General features: G+C 70.7%; 11 protein-coding genes. 1 reads left to right on the top strand and 10 read right to left on the bottom strand.

From position 1 onward, the window contains the following. Window positions 1-31: 31 nt before the first annotated feature. The 9 genes from EV186_RS22395 to EV186_RS22355 are packed head-to-tail and all read right to left on the bottom strand — an operon-like array spanning window position 32 to window position 9,484. Window positions 32-844 (bottom strand): HpcH/HpaI aldolase/citrate lyase family protein, encoded by an 813-nt coding sequence (locus EV186_RS22395; RefSeq protein ID WP_243754192.1) that lies wholly within the window; start codon window positions 842-844, stop codon window positions 32-34. Continuing rightward, on the bottom strand, window positions 841-2,547 hold the full coding sequence (locus tag EV186_RS22390) for an acetyl/propionyl/methylcrotonyl-CoA carboxylase subunit alpha (RefSeq protein ID WP_133851234.1): 1,707 nt from the start codon (window positions 2,545-2,547) through the stop codon (window positions 841-843). Before EV186_RS22390 ends, EV186_RS22395 begins: the two co-directional genes overlap by 4 nt. Then, window positions 2,547-4,082, bottom strand: a complete 1,536-nt coding sequence (locus EV186_RS22385; RefSeq protein ID WP_133851233.1) for an acyl-CoA carboxylase subunit beta — start codon at window positions 4,080-4,082, stop codon at window positions 2,547-2,549. Before EV186_RS22385 ends, EV186_RS22390 begins: the two co-directional genes overlap by 1 nt. After that, entirely contained in the window at window positions 4,079-4,582 is a 504-nt protein-coding gene (locus EV186_RS22380; RefSeq protein WP_243754191.1) for a MaoC family dehydratase, read from the bottom strand. Before EV186_RS22380 ends, EV186_RS22385 begins: the two co-directional genes overlap by 4 nt. Further along, window positions 4,579-5,367, bottom strand: a complete 789-nt coding sequence (locus EV186_RS22375) for an enoyl-CoA hydratase/isomerase family protein (RefSeq protein ID WP_133851232.1) — start codon at window positions 5,365-5,367, stop codon at window positions 4,579-4,581. The genes EV186_RS22380 and EV186_RS22375 overlap by 4 nt, the downstream gene beginning before the upstream one ends. Next, window positions 5,364-6,977, bottom strand: coding sequence for an AMP-binding protein (locus tag EV186_RS22370; protein WP_243754190.1), 1,614 nt, complete (start codon window positions 6,975-6,977; stop codon window positions 5,364-5,366). Before EV186_RS22370 ends, EV186_RS22375 begins: the two co-directional genes overlap by 4 nt. After that, window positions 6,974-7,696, bottom strand: a complete 723-nt coding sequence (locus tag EV186_RS22365) for an SDR family NAD(P)-dependent oxidoreductase (protein WP_133851231.1) — start codon at window positions 7,694-7,696, stop codon at window positions 6,974-6,976. The genes EV186_RS22370 and EV186_RS22365 overlap by 4 nt, the downstream gene beginning before the upstream one ends. Continuing rightward, entirely contained in the window at window positions 7,689-8,144 is a 456-nt protein-coding gene (locus tag EV186_RS22360) for a MaoC/PaaZ C-terminal domain-containing protein (RefSeq protein WP_133851230.1), read from the bottom strand. Before EV186_RS22360 ends, EV186_RS22365 begins: the two co-directional genes overlap by 8 nt. Then, window positions 8,141-9,484: an MFS transporter gene (locus tag EV186_RS22355; protein ID WP_243754189.1), complete on the bottom strand. Its 1,344-nt coding sequence runs from the start codon at window positions 9,482-9,484 to the stop codon at window positions 8,141-8,143. The genes EV186_RS22360 and EV186_RS22355 overlap by 4 nt, the downstream gene beginning before the upstream one ends. 421 nt (window positions 9,485-9,905) lie before the next feature. Here EV186_RS22355 and EV186_RS22350 point away from each other — a divergent pair, with 421 nt between their 5' ends. Then, complete coding sequence (locus EV186_RS22350; RefSeq protein WP_133851228.1) at window positions 9,906-10,496, top strand: TetR/AcrR family transcriptional regulator; 591 nt, start codon at window positions 9,906-9,908, stop codon at window positions 10,494-10,496. Window positions 10,497-10,563: 67 nt separating this feature from the next. On the opposite strand, the gene EV186_RS22345 is transcribed toward EV186_RS22350, so the two are convergent. Then, window positions 10,564-19,140, bottom strand: coding sequence for a SpvB/TcaC N-terminal domain-containing protein (locus EV186_RS22345; protein WP_166659272.1), 8,577 nt, complete (start codon window positions 19,138-19,140; stop codon window positions 10,564-10,566). Window positions 19,141-19,376 lie beyond the last annotated feature (236 nt).

The following is a 19,376-nucleotide window of genomic DNA, read 5'->3' as shown; positions in this document are numbered from 1 at the left end:
CCGGTGCATGCGCCGGACGGCCCTCGCCTGCTCACCGGCCAGTGCGTCGCAGGACCTCGCGGGCCATCTTCACGTGGGCCGCGTCCACCATGCGGCCGTTGATCACAGCGACGCCCTGCGCCTCGGCTTCGACGACGGCCTCCGCCTCGGCGACTTCCGCGGCCGTCGGCGTGAACACCTCGTGGGCCAGCACGACCTGGCTGGGGTGGATGCAGATCTTGCCTCGGTAGCCGATATTGCGCCCGTCCGTCGCGTTGCGGCGGAAGGCTTCCTCGTCCCGCACGTCCACCACGGCCTCGTCGATGGCCGGGACTCCGGCCAGCCGGGCCGCCAGCCCGACCGCGCTGCGCGCGTACAACGCCTCCGTGCCCGCGGGTGTCCGCCGCCCGCCGAGGTCGGCGATGTAGTCCTCGGCACCGAAGTACGCGGCGTCGGGACCGGCCGCCAGCAACGACCGCGCGTCGGCCACCCCCAAGGCGCTCTCCACGCCCACGACCACCGTCGCGCCCGCCGGCAGCGCCGCGCGCACCGTCTGGAGTTGCGCGGCCGACTCGTACTTCGGCAGGACCACGCCGTCCGCGACACCACGGGCGCAGGCCTCGGCCACGGCCGCCAGGTCTGCGGCGAACCACGACGTGCCGGGTGGGTTGACGCGGACCAGCACCAGCCCGGCTCCGGGGCGCGCCGCGGCCAGGGCGTCGAGCGCCGCCTCGCGCGCCGCGGGCTTTTCGGCGGGGGCCACGGCATCCTCGAGGTCGGCGACCACGGCGTCCGGCCGCACCCGGGCGACCTTCGCGAACAGCCCCGGCCGGTTGCCGGGGACGAAGAGCAGGCTGCGAATCACGAGGCCACCCGGCAGATCGGCGCGTCCTGGGCCACCGAGTCACCCAGGCTCACCGCGAGGTCCTCGACCGTCCCGGCGATCCCGGCCCGCACCGGGTTCTCCATCTTCATCGCCTCCACGACCGCGACCGTCTCGCCGGCTTCCACGTGTTGACCTTCCTCGACGAGTACCTGCACGACCGTGCCCTGCATGGGGCTCACCAGGAAATCGCCCGACATGCCGGCTGGACCGGCGCGGTCGACCGCCTCGGTCAGGGCCTTCTTGGTCAGATCGGCGGCGGGGCCGGCGATGAGGGGCAGGCCGGGCAGGTCGATCGCGAGCCGGCGGCGGCCCAGCCGGACGTGGCCGGCGGTGGGGGAGACCGGCTCGGCGGGTGGCGTGTAGTCCTCCTCCAGCCACCGCGTGTGCACCTGGAGGCTCTCGCCGGCGAATTCGGGTCTGGTCAGCAGGTCGCGGTGGACCGAGAGGACGGTCCGCACGCCTTCGACCTCGGTCTCGGCCAGCGCGCGGTGCGCGCGGGCCAGCGCTTGGGTCCGGTCGCGGCCCCACACCACGATCTTCGCGATCAGCGAGTCGAACGCCGCACCGATCTCGGAGCCTTCCGCCACCCCGCACTCGACCCGGACACCCGGCCCGCCCGGCAGCCGCAGCCGCGTGATGGTGCCGGGGGACGGCACGTACCCGCGGGCCGGGTCCTCGGCGTTGACCCGGAACTCGAGGGCGTGCCCGGTCGAGGGCCACACGCCACCGACCGCGAGCCGTTCCCCCGCGGCGATCCGCAACTGTTCCACCACGATGTCGACGCCACTGACCTCTTCGGACACCGTGTGCTCGACCTGCAGGCGGGTGTTCACCTCGAGGAACGTCACGGTGCCGTCGGCGTCGACGAGGAACTCCACGGTGCCCGCGCTCGTGTAACCGGCCGCCGCGCAGATGGCCAGCGCGGCGTCCTGCAGGCGGGTCACCACGGCCTCGTCGAGGAACGGGGCCGGCGCCTCCTCCACGAGCTTCTGGTGCCTGCGCTGCACCGAGCAGTCCCGCGTGCTCACCACGGCGGCCGTGCCGAACGCGTCGGCCAGCACCTGCACCTCGACGTGCCGGGCGCGGGGCAGGAACCGTTCGACGAAGCACTCGCCCGCGCCGAACGCCTGCTTCGCTTCGCGCACAGCGGATTCGTAGAGCCCCGAGATCTCCTCGAGCGTCCACGCCACCTTCAGCCCGCGCCCGCCACCACCCATGGCGGCCTTCACCGCGACGGGCAGGCCGTGCTCCTCGGCGAAGCGGCGGACCTCGTCCGGGCCCGTCACCGGTGCGGTGGTGCCCGGGGCCATCGGTGCCCCGGTCTGCCGGGCGATCGCGCGGGCGGACACCTTGTCGCCCAACGCCTTCATCGCCTCGGGGGACGGCCCGACCCACGTCAGCCCGGCGTCGATGACCCGCGCGGCGAACCCGGCGTCCTCGGACAGGAACCCGTATCCGGGGTGGACGGCGTCGGCCCCGGCCGAACGCGCCGCCTCGATCAGGGCGTCCGCGTCGAGGTAGGTGCCGGTCGCGAGGCGGACGGACTCGTCGGCGAGCAGCGTGTGCGGCGCACCCGCGTCGGCGTCGACGTAGCAGGTCACGGCGCGCAGCCCGAGGTCGTGGCAGGCCCGCACCACGCGGACCGCGATCTCGCCCCGGTTGGCCACGAAGACGGCGCGCATCAGACCGGGCTCACGTGGTGGTGGCGGCGCCCCGGCGTGCGTTCCCAGCCCGACGCGTCGGCCAGGCGCCGGATCAGCTCGGCACGCAGGTCGGCGGGTTCGACGACGGCGTCGACGACGAGGTCGCTGCCCATCCGCAGCAGGTTCATCTCGGCCTCCTGCTCGGCGACCCGGCGGGCGATGAAGTCGGCCCGCTCGTCCGGGTCCTCGATCGCGGCGATCCGGTTGGCGTACATGGCGTTCACCGACGCCTCCGGCGCCATGGTCCCGATGGTCGCGGTCGGCAGGGCGAGCGTCGCGCGTGGTTCGAACCCGGGCGCGCACATCGCGTAGTAGCCGGCCGCGTAGGCCTTGCGCAGCACCACGGTGAACCGGGGGACCTCGGCGGAAGCCATGGCGGTGACCAGTTTCGCGCCGTGGCGGATGATGCCTTGGCGCTCCACCGCGACGCCGACCATGAAGCCGGGGACGTCCTGCAGGAACACCAGCGGGATGTTGAACGCGTCGCACAACGTGATGAACCGGGCCGCCTTGTCCGCCGAGTCCACGAAGATCGCGCCACTGCGCACCGACGGCTGGTTGGCCACGAACCCGACCACCTCGCCGTCGACGCGGCCGAAGCCGGTCACCATCTCGGTCGCCCAGCCGGACTTGATCTCGAAGAACGAGCCGCTGTCGACGATCCGGTCGATCACGTCGAGCACGTTGTAGGACACGTTCGGGTCGGCGGGCACCAGGCCCTCGGGCCAGGTCTGCTGTTCCGGCGCTCGCCCCGGGACCGCGGCCGGCTTGTCCCGGAAGGAATCCGGCAGGTAGCTCAGCAGCAGGCGGGCCGCGGCGATCGCCTCGCCGTCGGTGCCGAACACCTCGTCGCCGCAGCCGGAGACGGTGGCGTGCATGGTGGCGCCGCCCATCTCCTCCAGCGTGGTGCGCTCGCCGGTCACCTTCTCGGCGATCCGCGGCGAGGCCAGGTACATCGACGCGTTGCCCTCGACCATGCCGACCCAGTCGGTGAACGCGGGCATGTACGCCCCGCCCGCGGCCGAAGGACCGAGCAGGCAGCAGAGCTGCGGAACCCGGCCGGACAGCCGCACCTGCAGGTGGAAGATCCGCGACGCGCCGCGGCGGCCGGGGAAGAAGCCCATCTGGTCGTTGAGCCGCCCGCCCGCCGAGTCCACGAGGTAGACCACGGGCAGCAGGTCGCGGTCGGCACGCTCGAGGATGCGGATCTGCTTCTCGCAGCTGAGCTCGCCCCACGACCCGGCCTTCACGGTGTAGTCGTGGGCGATCACCGCGACCGGGCGCCCGTCGATCCGGCCGACCCCGGTGAGCACGCCGTCGGCGGGCAGGCCGTCCTTGCCCGCGTTGGCGAGCAGGCCGTCCTCCACCCAGCTGCCGGGGTCGAGCAGCACGGCGAGCCGGTCGCGCACCGGCAGTTTGGTGGGCCAGCGGCTCGGGTCGAGCCCGGCCAGTGCCCGCGCGCGGGCGTCGCGGACCGTCTCGCCGGTCGTGGAACCGTTGAGCTGCCTCGTCATGCGTGCCCCTCCGGTGCGCGGTGCATCAGGCCGGTCCGCCGCATCCGGCAGACCAGCTCGTCGCGTTGGTTGTGCGCCCGGTGCTCGAAGACCACGATCCCGGCGGCCGGGCGGGACTTCGAGGGCCGGGCTTGGACCACTTCGGACTCGACGCGGATCGTGTCGCCGGTGAACACCGGCGCGGGGAACACGACCGCGTCCAGGCCGAGCTGGGCGATGATCGTGCCGAGGGTCAGCTCCGGCACGGAGAGCCCGACGACCAGCGCCGCGGTGAACATGCTGTTCACCAGCGGCCGGCCGAACTCGCTCGCGGCCGCGTACTCGGCGTCCAGGTGCGGCGCCGCCGGGTTCATCGACATGGTCGTGAACAGGACGTTGTCGGCCTCGGTGACGGTGCGCCGGATCGCGTGCTCCACGACCAGGCCCTCGGTCAGGTCCTCGAACCACAGGCCGGACACCACGCGACCGTCTCGGTCCCGGCGTTGCTGGAGTGCGTTCACCGGGCGGCTCCGGCGAATCGCGGCGACCGCTTCTGCCCGAAGGCGGCCAGGCCTTCGCGGACGTCGGGGTGCGTGGCGATGTGGGCGGACGCGACGACGACCTCGTTGGCCAGCGCGTCCCCGTGGGTGCGGGTTCTTCCTTCTGCCTCAAGGGTTTTCATCAGGCGCAGCGCGGCGGGGGAGTGCCGCAGCAGCCGGGCCACGATCTGCTCGACCGTGGCGTCCAGCTCCGCGGGCGGCGCGACCCAGCCGACCAGGCCCCACGCGGCCGCGGTCGTCCCGTCGATGATCTCGCCGGTGTAGAGCAGGCGCCGGGCCAGCGCCACGGGCAACGCGCGCGGCAGCCGGACCGAGCCGCCCGCGCCGGGCAGCAGGCCGTACTCCATGTGCCGGTCGCCCAGTTTCGCTTCGGTGCTGACGATCGCGAGGTCGCAGGCGAGCATCAGCTCGCAGCCCCCGGCCAGGCCGTAACCGTCCACAATGCACAGTGAGATGAACGGCGCGGCTTCCAGCGCGTCGAGCACGGCGCCGATCGAGGTGATGTACTCGCGCACGGCGTCGCGGTCGTCCAGCAGCCCGAGCAGGTGCGGCAGGTCGGCTCCCGCGGACAGGGCCGGGCCGCGGCCCCGCACGAGCGCGACCGGGCACCCGGCCGCGGCCACCTCGTCGATCGCGGACCGGAGTGCGGTCAGCAGGTCCGGGCTCAACGCGTTGAGCGCGCGCTCCCTGGTCAGGGTGATCTCGGCGGCGCCGTCGTCACGCAGCACGACCGTCACCGGCGTCATCCGTTCCTCCGCACCAGGATCCCCGCCTTCTCGCGGTCCCACAGCTGCTCCTTCCGCTCGACGGCGGCCTTCTTCAACTTGAACTTCTCGACCTTGAGGCTCGGCGTCTTGGGCAGCTCGTCCACGAACTGCCAGTACCGGGGCACCATGAAGTAGGCCATCTCGGCGATCGCGTACTCGACGAGCTCCTGGTACGCCGGATCCGCGCCCTCGGCCCGCACGACGTAGACCATGACGTCGTCCTCGGACAGCTCCGAGGGCACCGCGACCGCGGCCACCTCGGTGACCGCCGGGTGGCGGCACAGGATCGTTTCCAGCTCGTAGGCCGAGATGTTCTCGCCACGGCGCCGGATCGCCTCCTTCTTGCGGTCGGCGAAGTACAGGTAGCCGTCGGCGTCGAGGTGGCCGCGATCGCCGGTGAGGAACCACAGGTCGCGGATCGCGGCGAGGGTGGCCTCGGGCATGTCGTGGTAGCCCAGCATGATCATCCCGCGCCGGTTGGGCCGGATGCAGATCTCGCCGACTTCACCGACCGGCAGTGCCAAGCCGTTGTCGTCGGTGATCTGCACGGCCACGTCGTCGCGGACCCGTCCGGCGGACGCGGCCTTGGCGGGGTCGGCGCTCGCGTCGTGCGGGCCGAGCACGGTGACCGCGCAGTTCTCGGTCATCGCGAACACCGAGGTCACCGTGATCCCGAACCGCTCGCGGTAGCCCTCGACCAGTTGCGGGCTGGTCGGGACGATCATCGCCGCGCGCACGCCGTGGGTGCGGTCGTCGGGGCTGGGCGGGAGCTGCCAGATGATGTTGGCCATCGCGCCGAGGGCGTTGAACACGGTCGCCCCGGACTCGCGGATCTGCGACCAGAACGCGCGGGCGGAGAACCGCGGGTACAGCGCCACCGACGCGTCGGCCCAGAGCGCGGCGTGCACGGTGTACCAGATGGCGTTGCCGTGGAAGAGCGGCAAGCACGTGTAGAGGACGTCGTCGGGGCGGTACTCGCAGTGGCGCGCCATCTGCTCGCCGACGGCGTGGCCCTGCGAGTGCGGGCTGATCACGCCCTTGGACGGCCCGGTGGTCCCGGACGTGTACATGATCAGCATCGGGTCGGCCGGGCCGACCTCGTGGTCCAGGTCCAGTGGTTCGTCCGACGCGGCGGCAACGGAAGCCAGGTCGTGGTGCGCGGGTTCGGCGGCACCGCGCACCACGAGGCCGTCCACGGCGATGCCCGCCAGTGCGCCGGTCAGGACCTCCAGGTAGGGCGCGTCGGCGCACACCCACCGCGAGCCGGACTGGCGCAGGTAGTAGGCGAGCTGTTCGCCCTTGGCGGCGGTGTTGAGCGGCACCGCGACCGCGCCCAGTTTGCCCAGGCCCCAGCAGACCCAGAGGAACTCCGGGCAGTTCGGCAGCATCACCGCGACGGTCGTGCCCTTGGTGATGCCGAGCGCGGCGAAGCCACGGGCGTAGGCGTTGGTCAGCCGGTCGACCTCCGCGTACGTCGTGGTTTCGCCGTCCCAGTGCAGGAACGGCCGGTCGCCGACCCGGCTTGCCTTCTCGGCCAGGACCTTGCCGATCGTGCGCTCGGCGTACGGGTGGACGTGCATCTCGCTCATGTGGTCAACCCTCCGGTGACCGGGACGAGCTGCCCGGTCGTGGCGGAAGTCCCCAGCAGGTGGACGATCTCCTCGGCCACGTCGGCGGCGCGGACGGGGCCGAACGGCATCCGGTCGGCCGCCTTCTCGAAGAGCCTGCGGCTGAACTCGCTGGCCCGCATCACGCGGTCGTGGGTCTCGGTGTCCTCGGTCAGGCTCACGCTCACGGCGTGCACCCGGATGCGATCGCGCGCGGCTTCCCGGGCCAGCGTCCGGACGAACATCAGGTTGGCCGCGGCGAGCGCGCCGATCATCACCTCGCCGGTGGTCGGCGCGTGCCCGGCCGCCGAGGTGACCAGGACGATCCGGCCACCGGTCAGCCGGGGCAGCAACGCGTGCACGAGCCGCGCGTTGGTCAGGAACATCGCCTCGACGAGCTCGGCGAAACCGGCCGGGTCGGCGTCGCGGAAGATGCCCGGCACCTGGTCGCCGCCGTGGCAGAGCACGAGCCCGTCAAGTGAGGAGAACGTGTCGGCCACCGCCCCGGTGCCCTCGGCGGTGTGCAGGTCGGCGACCACACCCCGGGTGTCCGGGCCGAGCTCGCGGACGGTGCCGTCCACGCGCTCGGCCGTGCGCCCGGTGACGACGACGCGGGTGCCGGCCGCGGCCAGCCTGCGTGCGGTGGCCAGGCCGATCCCGGAGGTCGACCCGGTCACCAGCACCAGCGGACGATCAGCCACCGCCGCCCTCCCCGGGCCGGGCCGCCACGAGCGCGAGCAGGTCGGCGACGCACAGCTGCTCGTCCTTGTCGTTGCACACCACGAACCGGTAGGTGACGACGCCGGTGCGGTCGTCGCGCTCGCGGATGTCGAGCACCTCCGTCTCGACCCGCAGCGTGTCCCCGATGTGGGTCGGGTGCACGAACCGCAACCGGTCGAACCCGTAGAACGCGAGCATCGCGGGCGGCCAGAACTCGACGAGCCCGAGCGCGACGGACAGGACCAGCGCGCCGTGCGCGATGCGCCGGCCGAACCGGGGATCCGCCTCGGCGTAGGGCACCACGGTGTGGATCGGGTGCCAGTCGCCGGTGAACATCGCGAACGACACGATGTCGGTCTCGGTGATGGTGCGCTGCCGGGACACCGAGGTGTCGCCGACCGCGATGTCGCCGAGGTAGGACGTGATCACGCAGGGGCCTCCGCGCTGTCGAGGCCGGTGCTGTTCAGGTCGGCCCTGTTCAGGTCAGCACCGTGCAGGTCGGCCCTGTTGAGGTCGGCGCTGCCGCGGGCGAGCGCCGCGCGGCTGACGGCCAGCACGCACGCCAGCGACAGCAGCGAAACGAGGCAGACGTAGACGGCCACCGACACGACCGTGCCGGTCGAGCGCACCAGCGCGGCCGCGATGATCGGGGCCAGCGCACCGCCCAGCAGCACGCCGAGCTGGAACGCGGTCGACGACGCGCTGAACCGGACCCGGGCGTCGAACAACTCCACGATGAATGTCGCTTGTGGACCGTAGCTGATGCTGAACAGGATCGCGCCGATCACGTATGCGCCCAGCACGGCGGCGAAACTGCCGCTCTGGACCGCGAGGATCGTCGGGTAGATCCACACGGCCATCGCGGCGAGGCCGATCAGGATCATCCGGCGCCGGCCGAAGCGCTCGCTCATCGCACCGAAGTAGGGCAGCGCCACGACGCCGACCACGCCGGAGATCATGACGGCGGTGAGCATCGACGACTTGTCCATCGTCTTCGCCGAGGTGGCGTAGCTCAGGGCGTAGGCGTTGACGACGTAGAAGTAGGCGCCGGTGCTGATCATGGAACCGATGGCCAGCAGGAACTGCACCGGGTAGTCGCGCAGGGCGGTGACCAGCGGCGCGCGCTGCTCCTGCTTGCGTTCGCGGACCTTCTCGAACACCGGCGTCTCGGTGAGCTTCATCCGCACCACCAGGCCCACGGCGACCAGCGCGATGCTGATCAGGAACGGGATCCGCCAGCCCCACGACAGGAACTGCTGCTCGGGCAGTTTGGAGACGAGCAGGAAGGCCAATGTGGACAGGACGAGCCCGGCCGGGACGCCGATCTGCGGGAGGCTGCCGTAGAAGCCGCGTTTGCGCCGCGAGGCGTACTCGACGGCGGTGAGGACGGCGCCGCCCCACTCGCCGCCGACGCCGAAGCCCTGCACCAGGCGCAGCAGCACCATGATGACGGGAGCCCAGACGCCGATCTGCGCGTACGTCGGCAGCGCGCCCATCAGGAAGGTCGCGAGGCCCATCAGGGTCAGCGACAGCACCAGCATCCGCTTGCGGCCGATCCGGTCGCCGAAGTGCCCGAGCACGATGCCGCCGATCGGCCGGGCGCCGAAGCCGATCGCGAAGGTGGAGAACGCGAGCAGGGTGCCCGCCACCGGGTCGGCGGACGGGAAGTACAGCGGCGCGATGACCAGCGCGGCGGCGATGCCGTAGAGCTGGAAGTCGTACCACTCGATGGTCGTGCCGATCAGCACCGACAGCGCGACCCGTCGCATCGACGGTGGCCTCCGGGGTGCTGTGGCCGACGGTTCCTCGAGCCGTTCGGGCGTGAGTTCACTCGCCATGGTGTCGGTTTCCTCGTCGCTTGAGGACAGCGCGAACGCCGTCCGCCCCCTGATGACTTCTCTGGCATCTAGGCGCGGTCCTGCGGATCCGTGGTCGCGGTCTTCGCGCCGAGGCGGCCCCTGGCGGCGTTGGCGGAAAGCCCGAGTACCTCCGGTACGAGGGCTTCCCGCCGCCTTGCCAGGAACCACCTCGATCACGAAGCCCGTCGACCGAGATCCACAGGACAGCGCCTGGGCGCGAGGACGGCCGCGTGGCTGGGGTCGGCCGTTCGCGACACCGACCGGCCTGGCGTCGCCGATCGATGGTTAATTAACGTTCATTCAGGCAGTGGGAACACGCTAACCTGGGGGCGTGACCAAGTCAACGGCGGTCTCACCGCAAGCCGTGCACGAAGCCGCTCGCGACCTGTTCGCGAGCCGTGGCTACCGCGGCACGTCCATGAAGGACATCGCGCAGGTCCTGGCCGTCTCGGCGCCCAATCTGTACAACCACGTCCCGTCCAAACAGGACTTGCTGTACCGGATCATGGACGTGGCGATGGACCGCGCCCTGGCCGCGCTGGCGACCGCTCTCGACGGCGTCACCGACTTGGCGGAGCAGCTGCGCAAGGCCACCGAGGTCACGGTGCTGGACTTCCTGCAGAACCCGGCCGAGGTCACGGTCTGCAACACCGAGATCCGCAACCTGGAAGAGCCCTTCCGGCAGGCGATCATCGACAAGCGCGACGCCTACAGCACCCAGATCGTCGCCATCATCGAGCGCGGCTGCGCGCAGGGCCTGTTCGACGTACCCGAGCCCCGCGTGGCTTCGTTCGCGATCCTCGAGATGGGCAACAACGCCAAGGCGTGGTTCCACCCGGGCGGTCAGTACACCGCCACCGAGGTGGCCGCGTTGTACGGCACGTTCGCCCTGCGCATCGTCGGCCACCGGCCCTCGTCGTAGACCTGCCCCGGACGCGACCCAGTCCCCGCGCTCGAGGTGCGCGGGGACTGGGCGGGGCGGCGGGGAACTACGGTGACGGGTTCTCCATCCGGCCGATGACCGCGTTCGCTGCCTGTATTTGGCGGGTTTCGCCTGCCGTGCCGGCCACCTCACGCATCATCGTGTTCACGAACTGGTCGCGGGTCATCCTCGGGGTGAGGTGCTCGCGCTGCGCCCGGACGGACAACACGTCGTACAGCCCGCCGAGGTACTGCCGGTACTGGCCCGGGTTGAGGTTCGGGTTGTCCGGTTGGTGCCCGCCGTCCGCCGTGAACGCGTGACCGGCCGGGAGGCTGAACATGCACGGGCAGTTCGGGTCGGGTGGGATCGTGATGGGTCCACCCCTCGTGTAGACGGTCCGCGGCCGCCCCGTGCTGAGGTCGACGTGGGCGAACGAGTCACCGAACGCGTGCATGATGTTCTGCTGCTCCTCGGTGAACGTGCCGGTCAACGGCATGTTGTTCACCACCTCTTGGAACCGCGCCCGTGCCGCCGCCTGGGTCTGCGCCGCGCTGCCGCCGGTCAGCAGGTGGATCCGCCGCGAGTCCGCGCCCGAGTAACCGGGCACCAGCGAACCCATGATCGAACTGCCCGCGGTCGCGCTGCGGCCGTCGGTGTCCGGTGCCCACGCCGCCGCGCCGATCGCTCTCGACACCGTCGGGGAGAAGCCGACCGCCAACGCCGCCGCCTGCGGGGTCAGTTGGTGCCCGACGATGCCCCACATCCCGTTCGGGTCGCGGTAGGTGATCGGGTTGTTCTGGGCGTAGGTGTAGCTCGCCAGATTGGCGCTGTCGTAGACGCCGTTGTTCGGCTTGCCGTCCAGGTAGGAGCCGAGCGCGGGGTCGGGTGACTGCCACACGCTGGTGCGCGGGTTGTAGTAGCGGGCACCGAAGTAGTAGAGCCCGGTTTCCTCGTCGAGTTCCTTCGCGCCGAACTGGTAGGGCACCGGCGTCGGCTGGCCGGGGTGCTCGTTCACCCAGGTCTCGCCGGACGCGAAGTACTCGATGTGCTCGGTCAGCCCGGCGGACTCGTCGGAGACGTAGCCGGAGGAACCGATGTGGTCTTCGTGGAAGTAGAAGACGTGGTTCTCGTAGCTGGTGTCCGGCTTGACGATCTTGGTGAGCAGCCGGGTGTCGCCGATGAAGATGTGCTTGTAGCCGGTTCCGTTGGTCTCGCTGTAGTTGCGGTTGGGGTAGATGTGCTGTGGCCCGGCGATCTTGACCACCCGGGTGCCCTGGTCGTCGTAGTAGTAGCGGACGGTGGCCGGCTGGTTGGGGCTGGTGCAGGTGCTCGGGTCCTGGGCGATGACCTGGTTGCGGTTGTGGTCCTGGTTGCAGGCGAGGCGGTTCTCCTCGTCCCACACCAGTTGCCGTCGTTTGCCCGGCTCCGGCGGGATCGTGTTGACGGTGTCGATCAGGTTGCCGTTCGCGTCGTAACCCTGGTTGATCGGGCCGATCTTGCTGGGCGCGTGCGGCTTGGTGCCGGTGAACGCGTAGTCGTACGTGTAGCTGTCCTTGCGTTGCGGCTGCACGGTGGGCCCGCTGGCGGCCAGCGTGGAGTCGGCCAAGTTCGCGGTGGCCAGGTTCGAGTCGGCCGGTGCCGGGTCGGCCAGGGGCGAGTCGGACTGCGCGACCACACCGTCGGCCGGATCGGTCACCGCGGTCGGCTCCGGGTCGGGTTCCTCGATCACCCCGAGCGGCGCGAGGTCGTCGGCGGGCGCCGGGCTCACCACCGGGTCGTCCACTGTGGACACCGGGTCGGGGCCGGTGGCCGGCTGGGTCACCGCACCGTCGGACAGCGAGCCGGTCGAGCCGGACGTGTCGATCGCCTGGCTGGACAACGCGGGCGTGTCCGGGTTGACGACGATCTCGTGCGTCTGGTCCTTGTCGACGATGTTGTGGATGGAGTCGTAGGACTGGGTCAGCGTGTACCGGTCGAGCTTGTTGTCGGCGTAGGTGTACTCACCGTGGGCCGAGGTGAGCTGGTACAGGTCGTCGTAGGTGTAGGTCTGGGTGCTCGGCCCGCCGACCGGTTTGCCGCTGGGCAGCGCGACGTTGTTGTGCAACTGCAGGATGTTGCCGACGTTGTCGTAGGTGTAGTTGATGTCCTGGAACCGGTACCCGTCGGGCAGTTGCGCCTTCAGGTTGGTCAGCTGCCGGTCGGCGGCGTCGTAGGTGTAGCTGGTGCGCACGCCCGTTCCGGTGTCGGTGAGCAGCTTCTGGTTGAACTTGTCGTAGTCCTGGCGGGCGAGGTAGGTGTAGTCGAACTCGCCCTTGTGGCCGGTGGCCCGGTTGACCTGGCCGCCGCTGTCGTAGTTGTAGGTGAGGACTTCGCTGTCGGGGTAGGTCAGGGTCAGCACCCGGTTGAACGAGTCGTAGCGGTAGCTGGTGGTGTAGGTGCGGGCCGGGCCGTTGAGCAGCGAGTCCGGCACGGTGCGGGTCTGGCGGGTCTGCTCGCCGAGCGGACCGTAGGCCCGGGTCTCGGTGCCCGCCCCGTCGGTCACCTTGGTGATCCGGTCCGCGCCGTTGTCCGCGGCGCCCGGCGCGCCGTAGGTGTAGGTGACGTTGTTGCCGGTGAACGTCGGGTAGCGGACCGCGGCCAGGCGGTTGAACTGGTAGTCGTACTCGATCGCCTTGCCGGCTGCGCGCAGCTTCGAGGTGATCTTCTGGGTGGTGTTGCCCGCGAGGTCGTAGCGGGTCTCCGTGCGACCGGCGTCGGGGTTGTCGAGGATCGTGCGACGGCCGAAGTTGTCGTACGCGGCGGTCGTGGCGTTGTTGTGGTCGTCGACCGCCGCGGTGAGCTCGTCGAGCGCGTCGTAGCGGTAGCTGGTCCAGATCACCGGCTGCCCGCCCGCCGGGTTGAACTGCTTCACCGCGGTGGTGAGGTGGCGGACGTTCTCGTAGGTGCGCTGGGCCTTGCCGTTCGCGTCGGTCGTGATCGTCTCGAACTGGGTGGTGCCGGCGCGGTCGGGACCGAACCCGTACGCGGTCGACGTGGACGTCTGGTCGGGCAGCACGGACCTGGTCGTGCGGTCGAGCACGTCGAAGGTGGTGCGGGTGGGCGCCACCGTGTCGACGCCCGGGTTGAACGCGGTGTTCGCGTCGCCCTTGGGCTCGGTGACCGGGTAGAACTGCTCGGTCGTGCGGCCGAGGAAGTCGACCACCGTGTGGCCGGTCACGGTCATCACGTCCTGCGGGTCGGCGCCCGCCGTGGTGGCCACCGTGGCGTCCTTCTTGGTCTGCAGCAGGCGTTTCACGCCGTCGATGAAGGTGATGGTGTCGATGGTGTCGTCGCGGACACCGCCGGCGGCGCGGTCGACGTGGCGGGTCACCGCGTAGGGCACCGCCGCCTCCGGGTGGTACTCGAAGTCGATCGTGTACCGGTTCTCCGGGATCTCGTACGGCCCGGTGACGGTGTCGACCCGGCCTGCCGGGTCGTAGGTCCGGCGGATCTGCTGGTTGTTCTTGTCGGTCTCACTGGTGGGCTGCCCGAAGCGCAGGTCGTGGGTCGAGGTGGACCGGTAGCCGAAGCTGTCGGTCACCGACTCGACGTGCACGCCGACCACGGGGTCGTAGCCGTAGTCCAGCCGGTAGCGCTGGTTGTTCTTGGTCACCGGGTCGGTGACCGAGGCCAGGTTGCCGTTGGGGAAGTAGGTCATGTCGGTCACGGCGGCCGAGTTGTCGGCCAGGTACGCGCGGACCTGGGTGACGTTGGCCGTCGCGCAGTCCACTGTGGACTCCCGGCGGCGCAGCACCGTGCCGGTGCCGTCGGTCTCCCGCAACGTGGTGGCCACCCCGACGATGTTGCGGGCCCGGCAGGCCGGATCGCTCGCCGAGTAACCGAACGCGCCGTCGAGGTCGTCGGCGGCCCCGGGGTCACCGCGGTCGATCGTGCGGATCGAGTTGCCGTACTCGTCGTAGGTCATCTCCACCGACGTGGACTTGCCCGCGGTGGCCTGGCCTTCGTAGAAGTTGCGGTCGATGCGGACCAGTTGCGGGAACACCGTCGCCGTCGGGCTGGCGGCGTTGGCGGCGCCGCCGGTGGTGACGTCGCGCAGCTGGTAGGTGTTCACCACGTCGGCGAACAGGTGCCCGGCCGCGTCGGTGGTGCTGGTCTTGGCCAGCAGGCCACGGGTGTAGTAGCTGTCCGTGTGGTAGGTGTTGGTCAGCGACCGGTAAAGCGCGTCACCGTGGCCCGGGTCGCGCTCCTCGGTGACCACCGTGCCGTAGCCGTAGAACTCGCGCTCGAAGCGGTCGTAGTGGCCCTTGTCGTAGCGGAAGGTGGTCAGCCGGGTGTCCTGGCCGTCACCGGGGTGCCCGTCGAACACCGCCGTGCGCGCGAGCACCCACCGCGAGTCGGGCTGGTCGTAGGTGTTGCCGTCGCGGCTGTAGTCCAGGTCGATGCGCCCACCCAGCGGCCGGTTCACCGTCTTGAGCAGGTTGGTGCGACCGGTGCGGTTCTCCGCCACCACCAACTGGTTGTCCTTCGTGGACTGGACGTGGTCGGTGTAGCCGTCGCCGTTGACGTCGCGCAACGCCAGCTCGGTGCGGCCGACCCCGGTGGAGGCGTCCGCGCCCGGGTTGAACACGATGCACCCGAACACGAAGCAGAACCCGAAGGTGAAGTACGCCCCGCCACCGAAGTTGGCGTTGGCGTCGGTGTTCAGCCCCGCGAGGCTGCCGCGGAACGGGGTCGGCGCGGTGAACCCGTTGCCGGTGTTGATCGCCACGGTCACCGGGTTGCCGGCGAACACGCGGTCCATCAGGCCGTCGCCGTTCATGTCCATCAGCGAGGCGTGCGCGCTGCCGCTGCCGGTCGAGGCCGACACACCGCCGGCGAAGCCGTAGTAGTCGGTGTTGAACCCGAGGTTCACCCCGGCGTTGCGCGTCGAACCGGTGTTGACCGGCCCGCCCGGCCACGGCTCGCGGGCGGCGAAGCTGTAGCCGAGGTTCAGCGCGGCCTCGCCGTTGTCGTACACCTTGTCCGGCAGGTTGTCGCCGTTGATGTCGACCAGGTCGTACTTGGTCTGCGAGTCGCCGCCACCCAGGTTGCCGCCGATGCCGAGCGAGGGCATCTCCGAGCCGGACCGGGTCGTGTTGGCAGTGCTGCGCCCGGCAGGCAGGTCGGTGCCGCGCGCGGTGCCCGAGGTGCGGGCCGGGCTGCCGCCGCTGGCCGACACGGTGAAGGCGGTCGAGCTGGACTCGCGGACGTTGCCGCCGAGGCTGCCCCGGGTCGAGCCCAGGCCACCGGTCATGTCGGAGTACTGCACCCCGCCGGAGCCCACCACGTCGGGGTAGCGGTCCCCGTTGAGGTCCAGGAAGTCCACAGTGGACTCAGCGTCGCCGGTGGCGATGCTGCCGCCCAGCGGCCCGACCCCGAGGGTGGTGGAGATCTGCTCGGTGCCGCCGCGGCGCGACACGGCGCTCGCGCCCGCGAAGTCGGCGTCGGTGGCCACGTCGATGGTGTCGGTGCCCAGTCGCGAGCTGGACGCGCCGCCCGCCGCGACCCACGTGCCGTCGTCCGATCCGGCCCAGCGCTGCTGGCCGGGCATCGGTGCGAACACCACGATCTTCGGCGCGGTCACCTTCGGGTCGGCGGTGAAACCGGGCACGTCGGCCTCGGTCGGGGCATCCGGCAGCTGGTCGCGGAAGTTCTCGTCGAGCACCAGGTCCGACTGCACGATCGGCGCGCTGGCCCGGTCGCGGTTGCCCTGGTAGCCGATCGCACCCCAGCCACGGTACGGCTGGGCGAAGGCGCCCTGCGCGGCGGCGGCGTGCACCGCGGTCGGCGCCGTCGCACCGTCCACAGTGGCGCCGTGCGCGGAGACGCGGCCCAGCACGGCCGGGTCGGTGGCGGAGAAGTCGAAGAACAACTCGTCGCCCGCGGTCACCGCGACGTCCAGTGCCGGGATCGACGGCACCACACCGCCATCCACCTGGATGACCCGCTTGCCCAGCAGCGCACCGCGTTTCTTCACGGTGAACACCACACGAGCGTCGCCCGAGCCGGTCATCGCGAGGCTCGGCTGCACCGACACGGTGCCCGTGCCGGTCGCGGTGAACGACTGCTGCGGCGCGGTCAGCGTGGTCGCCGGGTACACGTCCTGCTCGTACGGCGGGTTGATCACGATGGTCGGCTCACCGGCCTGGTTGGTCACCGGCACCCCGCCCTGCGCGGCGGTGTAGTGCGCGCTCGGGGTCCAGTGCAACGCGCTCGCGTCGATCGGCGAGTCGACCCGCAGCTTCCACGACAGCGTGTCGCCCGCGGTCACGGGCACGTCCAGGGCGATCGGCGTGGTCCCGGTCGCGGACGCGGGCACGTTCTGCGCGAACACCTCCGTGGCGCCACGGGTGATCACCACCCGCACGTCGTCGGTCGTCGCGGCGGTCTTCGCCAGGTCGCCCGTCAACCGCAGCGTGCCGGTCAGCGGCGCGACCACCGACGAGGGCCGCCCGGCCAGCGTGAAGTCCCGCGAGGCGAGGTAACTGTTGTCCGCCAACCCGTTCACGTCGGTGGACGCCGGCATGCTGGTGTAGGTGATCCGCGGGTCCCAGGCGACCTGGTCGTAGCGGCCGTCCAAAACGGACTGCACGCGGAAGTACAAGGCGTCACCGCGGTGCACGGCGACCGAGCCGACGCCGGTCGGCGCGAACTCGATGTAGTCGTTCGGGCCGATCCGCTGCGCCCACAGCTCGCTGTTCTCGTGCTGGATCGTCACCCGCACGCCGTCGGCCTTGGGGTAGGCGGCACGGCCGGGACTGGTGTCCTGCACCAGCCGCACCCGCCCGTCGACCGCGACCGTGCCGTCGTAGGGGGCGACCCACCGGCGCACGCTGTCCAGCAACGGGAAGGTGTCGACCTTGCGCTCGAACTCGGCGGTGCGGTCACCGACCACCGGCCCGTTCACCGCGCCCACGCCGACCGGCGAAGGCGTGTCGGCGCTGTTGGCCGTGTAGGTGGGGTTGCCGCTGGCGTCGAGGTGTCCGAACAGGACACTGCCGTTGTTCACCAGGTCGGTGATGCCGTCGCCGTTGACGTCGGCGAAGTAGCGGTCCGAGGTGGTCGTGGTCGAGACGTAGTCCAGTTGTGCGGCAACGCCGAAGTAGGACTCGATGCCGACCGTGCCGGAACTGGAGTCCTCGGTGGAGATGCCCGGCAGGTTGTTGAGCCGGATCGGGGTGTCGCCGAAGCGGGTCTGGCCGTCCGGGCCGGACAGGTTTGGCCGGTAGAAGATGCCACCGCCGGTGCGGAACACCTTGTCGGGCAGGTTGTCCCCGTTGACGTCGGCCAGCGCGAGCAGACCTTCGCTCGACCCCTCGCTGTAGCCGACCTTCACCCCCGCGGAGTTCGACTTGGTGATGCCGGTCGGGTTGTAGCCGACGTAGAGGTGACCGCCCGCGCTGTCGGTCGAGTTCGCCTGCAGCGCGCTCGCGTTGCCGTCGACGATCCCGGCGGACAGCCCGTCGTCCGGCACCGACCAGTTGGCCGAGGAACTGAACGCGTCGTAGGCGCCGGAGGCGTCGCGGATGTCGTCGAAGTAGTCGAACGAGTGCGTCGTGAACAGGTGGTTGTCCGCGTCGAACTGCGACACCGACTGCAGCAGCGTCTTGGCGAACGCGCCGGTGCGGTAGTTGAACTCGTACGCGCGGATCAACTGGGTGTCCAACCGGACCTCGACCCGGCGCAACAGGTCCGCGGTCACCTTCTTGAACCCGAGGCGGGCGTCGATCTGCACGTCCGGGCGGCGCGGCTCGCCGCGGTCGCGATCACGCAGGAACGTCACCGAGTACCGGCCCTCGGTGGTGCCGGTGCCCGTGTAGGTGATCCGCTGCAGGTAGAGGTTGCTGCCCGGCACCGTCGCGTTGGCCACGCCGCCGTCGAAGATCTTCGCGTAGTGGTAGCGCATCAGGTTGCCGTTGGGGTCGTGCGTCTCGCGCAGCGCCCAGGTGGCGACGTTGCCGGTGGCGTCGGTCAGCCGGGTTTCCCCGTCGGAGCCGTACACCGAAACGGTGCCCTTCTTGTCGGTCACCTCCCACCAGTAGTTGGTGGGCGCGTCGCCGTGCCGCACGATCCTGGCGAACGAGCCCTCCACCCTGGTGTGGAAGACCTTCTCGGCGGTGCGCGCGGGCGGCGCGGCGCGGTGCGCGACCGGCGTCAGCTGCTCGCCGCCGAGCATGTACGTCTCGGTTTCCTTCCCGCCGCTGTAGCGCGGCACGCCCCACCGGGTGTCCACGGTGAGCACCGGGGCGGCCATGTCCCAGCCGACGCCCAGCCAGCCGTTGCCGCCCGCGGAGTTGTACTGCAGCCCCAGATTCGGTTGTATCCCAGCCCGTCCCGGTGGTGTCTGCAGCGGGTAGCTGAGCTTGGCCTCGCCGGTGGCCGACGCGGCCGGGGCATCGATCAGCGCCACGCCCTCACCCGGATTGGCCGCCTCCAGCCCCTTGATCTGGTTCGGGTTGAACCCCGCACCCTCCGAGTGGTCCGGCGCCGACACGGCATCGCTGCCGCTGACCGGGATCAGTGGATGGGTCTGGCTCCCCGGGACCAACGCGGCCGCGACCAGAACGAGAACGAGAACGGCATAGCGACGACCTCGTGTGGACATTCGCAAACCCCTTCCGGGCGCAGACGCTGAGGGACGCATCGCCACCCCGAAACCGCCGTTACGGAACGGGCCCGGTCAATCGCGGTAGATCACCCGAATCACCCAACGGGCGCGCGATCGGGCAACTCAAAGCAATCCGGATGACACTCGATCAGCCGATTGACCTTGGTGTCGCGCCTAGATCGGCCGACGACCCGGCTGCCGGGCAACGGCGGCGTGATTGGGCTGTTCAGCGT

This window comes from Labedaea rhizosphaerae (assembly GCF_004362825.1).
GTDB classification, from domain to species: domain Bacteria; phylum Actinomycetota; class Actinomycetes; order Mycobacteriales; family Pseudonocardiaceae; genus Labedaea; species Labedaea rhizosphaerae.
The sequence above is the reverse complement of the archived record's forward strand: the minus strand, read 5'-3'. Positions and strand labels throughout refer to the sequence as shown.